The following is a 4,912-nucleotide window of genomic DNA, read 5'->3' as shown; positions in this document are numbered from 1 at the left end:
ATACCCATTGACCGGGATAAATTCATCCGCTAATCGATTCCCCAGGGTGATCGTTCCCGTTTTGTCGAGAATCAGGGTGTTGACATCACCACAGGCTTCTACCGCCCGTCCAGATGTGGCAATTACATTAAACTGGGCGACTCGGTTCATTCCGGCAATGCCAATCGCACTTAGCAAGCCACCAATTGTCGTTGGAATCAACGCTACTAGCAATGCTACCAGAATCGCGATCGCAACTGGAGTTTTGACGTAGTTTGCCAGGGGTGAAAGCGTTGCGACGACGATCAGAAATACCTGAGTTAGGACAGCCAGAAATACCGTTAAGGCAATTTCATTCGGAGTTTTGGAACGCTTGGCACCCTCAACGAGGGCGATCATCCGATCGATAAAGCCTTGTCCCGGATCGGCGGTAATCTGGATGGTTAATTCGTCGGAAACTACTCGCGTCCCCCCGGTGACGGAGCTGGCGATGTCGGTTCCGGGCTGTTTTAAGACTGGCGCGGATTCTCCGGTAATTGCCGACTCATCGACAGAAGCCACCCCGGCAACTACTTCGCCATCGGCGGGAATCATCTCGCCGAGTGCGACTTTGACGCGATCGCCTTTCCGTAGTTCGGTGGAGCTAACTTGCGCGATCGTCCCATCTGGTAAGACTTTGCGGGCGGGTGTATCGGATCTACTCGATCGGAGGGTATCGGCTTGGGCTTTACCGCGTCCTTCGGCGACGGCTTCGGCAAAATTGGCAAAAATAACTGTCAGAAATAAAATAATCGTAATCGTGCCATTCAAGATCCGCTGGGAACCAGTATCGGCGCGAACGGTACCGAATAAATTGGGGTCGATGGTAACTAGCAAAGTGACGATCGTCCCGATCCAGACGAGGAACATCACCGGATTACCGATCGCCGTGCGCGGATCGAGCTTGACAAAAGCGTCGCGTACCGCTCTTTTGTATAAACCTGCCATTGCCGCCTGTGGAGCCTGTCGGTTCGGCTCTCGCATACTACCAGGAGTCTGTGGAGATCGATCGGATTTGGATTCCATAATTTATCTACCTGTGGTGGAGCTAGTGTGTCTGTTGGAGATGCCGCGTAGTCCTTTACCCCACCCCAGCCCTCCCCTTATAAAGGGGAGGGAGCCGGAAAGCCCCCCCTTTATAAGCAGCAGGGTGGTTTCATACCCCAGAAAAAAATCTTTCAGTTCACTTCAGTGAACTTTGGCTATTAGCCCCGAATTCATTCGAGGGCGGTTGAGGACTAAGCAAATGGGTGTTTACATTTTCCTTTTCTTGTATGAAACCACCCTGCCTTTATAAGGGGGGTTGGGGGGTAAACCAACCTCAAACGAAGTCTAGCGAACTTGTGTATACTCGTGAAATGGATTGGGGTAAGCCCACCCGAAACGAAGTCTAGCCGATCGGAAACAGGACGTTGGACATCAATCTACTTGCCCAATTGAAAACCCTCGGCAATCGGCCCCAGTGCCAGCACGGGAAAGAACGTCAGTGCGCCCATAATTATCACTACGCCAGCGGTGACTCCGGTAAATAGCACGGTATCGGTGCGTAAGGTACCTGTAGTAAAGGGTACGGGCTGCTTTTGGGACATGCCTTCAGCGAGTAGTAGTAGCGCGATAATCGGGATATATCTGCCGCCGAGTAAGCTAAATGAGGTACTGAGATTCCACCATAAAGCTGTGGGTGCGGGTTGACTGTCGGCTAATCCTTCAAAGCCAGAACCGTTATTGGCAGTAGCCGAGGCATACTCATACATCACTTGGGCGAGTCCGTGAAAGCCGGGATTGCTAATGCCAGCTAGTTGTTCGGGAAATGCCATCGCGATCGCGCCCGGAATTAACACGAACAGCGGATGTACTAACAACAGCAAAAAGCTCGTCAATACCACTTCATTTTTTTCAATCTTGCGCCCCAAAAATTCGGGTGTCCGTCCGACCATCAATCCGGTGACGAATACTGCCAAAATTAGGTAACAGAATAGATATGCCGTTCCCGTGCCTTGTCCGCCCCAAATAATTTGGAGGAACAGATCGGATAGGAACACAAACCCCCCCGCAGGCATAAATGAATCGAGCATTCCATTCACAGCACCAGTCATCGTGCCCGTGGTGGTAACAGCAAATAGCGCAGATTGCGCCCAGCCAAATCGGACTTCTTTGCCCTCTAGATTGGGCTGAACGCTACCCAAAATTGCGTTGACTTGCGCGTTACCGTTATACTCGCCGATCGCGGTCACAACGATGAATGTGACGTAGAGAATAAATACCATCCCGAAGACTAACCAGGATTGCTTGCGATTATTGGCAATAACGCCGTAGGTGTAAATCATCGAAGTCGGAATCGAAATCATCGTCAAGATTTGAATCAGATTGGTAAGTCCATTCGGATTCTCAAACGGGTGAGCGGAATTGATTGCAAAAAAGCCGCCGCCGTTTTCACCTAATTGTTTGATAATTTCAAAATGCGCGACTGGCCCCAACGCGATCGCCTGACGAATATTGGGGTCTTCTAAAGTCGGTACTATTATCGGCCCCGATAGGGTTTCGGGTACGCCAGCCGCCACAAACGCGATCGCACCGACGATACTAATCGGCAATAAAATTCTGGTAATTGCCTGAGTCAGATCGACATAAAAATTACCTAAAGGTCTACCAGTCAATCCGCGAATAAAGGCGATCGCGACCGCAATTCCCGTTCCGGCGGAAGTAAAAAACATCAAGCCCAATCCCAACGTCTGGGAGAAATAACTATAAGTAGTCTCACCAGAATAGTGTTGTTGATTGGTATTGGTAATAAATGAAATTGTCGTGTGTAGAGCTGTGTCCCAGGTTGGTGTGCCCAAACCCGTCGGATTGAGCGGCAAGATTCCTTGCAGCATCAAAATTGTAAATAGCAATATTGACATGGCGAGATTGCTAAACAAAATCGCGCGGGCGTATTGCCATCCCGTCATTTGTGTTTGAGGATTGACACCACTGAGGTTAAATAGCAGGCGTTCGATCGGGTTTAATCCTCGATCTAGCAGTGTCCTCTCACCCAGATATACTCGTGCAATGTAACCGCCAAATATGGGCGTAATCGCCACAATCATGGCTAATGTCAATCCAATTTGAATCCATCCCTGGAGCATAGGTATATCTTCCTTATCTGCGTCGGCGATTACCTACGACGAAGCGCGGCTACACCAACGATTATTTGTAAATGTTGAAGCTTTTTATCACTTTTGAATAAAGCTTTAATTACTCTCATCGTCCCGTGTTTCTATTTGCTTGTAAAGGTATATTTTATTGTTTAGATCTCTAAATATCGCGATCGAATGGGTTTGAGCTATAATTTTTGCCCAACTGTTTAAGCTGTGTTTAGATCGTGTTTAGGATAATAATTTAAGCTTTAACTTATCATATTGTTTAGAGTCTATTGACAAATAGGTCGAATATCTATCTAAAGATAGAACGATCGAAGTAAAGCTATGATAATAATCTATAGTTTCGATAAAATAATCTGAGCTATTCGGTAAAAGTAGCTGAGGAAGCAGGTACGATTCTCTCTCATGAGAGGCTACTTGTGGTGAGCGTAGTCGTAGCGTAGCGTCTCCGTAAGGAGAAGATCGAAGTAGCCAATTTGGGGATACTCGATGGTTATAGCTACACTAAATAAATCGCGCTTTAAATATTTGGATTATGTCAATGCGAACGTCATCGAATTTATTACCTTCGCGTTGGTGTCGTCTTAACTTTGGGAAATCCCCAATATTTTGGGCGACGATGGGATTATTTGGAATAGTATTTACATTAGAGATGCTAACGCCGCCCGATTATGTGATGGGCTATCTTTACATCCTGCCGATTTTGGTAACCACGCCAGCACTAGATCGTCGTACCACGATCGTAATTACGACAATTGCTGTCGTCTTAACGCTGCTCAATATCTGGATTCCCGGTAATCGGGAGATCTCTTCAGCAATGGTGACAAATCGGTTAATTACGGTATTTGCACTGATTGTCACTGGCATTTTAACCGATCGCAATCACCAGATCGAATCAACACTGGCACAACAGCAAGCCAAACTCCAGGTGCAATCGAAATTATCCAGCCTGCGTGAAGATTTTACATCGACACTGGCGCACGATCTTAAAACCCCGCTTTTAGGTGCGATCGAAACCCTCAAAGCCTTTGCCAGAGAGCAATTTGGAGCAGTGCCGCCCAAACAAAAAAGCGTCCTCGATACCACGATCCGCAGTCACCAGATGAGCCTCAAACTAATCGAAACCTTATTAGATATCTATCGCAACGATCTGATCGGACTCCAACTAGATCTTAACCCGATCGATCTGGCGGCAATCGCCGAAGCCACCACCACCGCACTACTAGATCTTGCGGCGAGTCGCCGCGTTCACATATCATTAAATTACGGGGAATCAGATTTTCGCCAATTTTTGTGGGTAAATGGCGATGCCTTCCAATTGCAGCGAGTGTTTGCCAATCTTGTTACCAACGCCATCAATCACTCGCCCCGTGGCGCAAAAGTAGCAGTCGTATTGGGTACGCAAGCTGGGGAACGGGTAGTAAAAATTGTCGATACAGGCGCAGGAATTCAACCCGATGAAATGCCCCACCTATTCGACAGATTTTACCAGGGACAAAGCAATCGTCAAGCCAGCGGATCGGGATTGGGTTTATATCTATCGCGTCAAATTATCGAAGCCCACAACGGCACGATTTGGGCAGAAAATCGCTCTCCACAAGGTGCAATTTTTGGGTTTCGACTCGCCGCAATTAATCCTCCAGCACCTTAAAGGTGTTTGCATGAAACTAGCTTCGTTCGAGGTTGAATTTGGGCCCCAACCCCCCCCAAAACGACCAGGGCCTAGTCATTAAAAAAAAAAGTGTTTATTT

At 47.7% G+C, this 4,912-nt stretch carries 3 protein-coding genes; 1 reads left to right on the top strand and 2 read right to left on the bottom strand.

From position 1 onward, the window contains the following. A partial coding sequence (locus RMO79_RS19085; RefSeq protein ID WP_310484824.1) for an HAD-IC family P-type ATPase occupies positions 1–1,002 on the bottom strand: 1,002 nt, incomplete at its 3' end. A gap of 440 nt (positions 1,003–1,442) precedes the next feature. Beyond that, positions 1,443–3,146 carry a potassium-transporting ATPase subunit KdpA gene (kdpA, locus tag RMO79_RS19080; RefSeq protein ID WP_310484823.1) on the bottom strand — a complete coding sequence of 568 codons (1,704 nt, stop codon included), beginning with the start codon at positions 3,144–3,146 and terminating at the stop codon, positions 1,443–1,445. 556 nt (positions 3,147–3,702) lie between these two features. Here kdpA and RMO79_RS19075 point away from each other — a divergent pair. Then, on the top strand, positions 3,703–4,812 hold the full coding sequence (locus RMO79_RS19075; protein ID WP_310484822.1) for a HAMP domain-containing sensor histidine kinase: 1,110 nt from the start codon (positions 3,703–3,705) through the stop codon (positions 4,810–4,812). The last annotated feature ends 100 nt before the right edge of the window (positions 4,813–4,912 follow it).

Source organism: Chamaesiphon sp. VAR_48_metabat_403 (assembly GCF_031422475.1).
Lineage (GTDB): Bacteria > Cyanobacteriota > Cyanobacteriia > Cyanobacteriales > Chamaesiphonaceae > Chamaesiphon.
The sequence above is the reverse complement of the archived record's forward strand: the minus strand, read 5'-3'. Positions and strand labels throughout refer to the sequence as shown.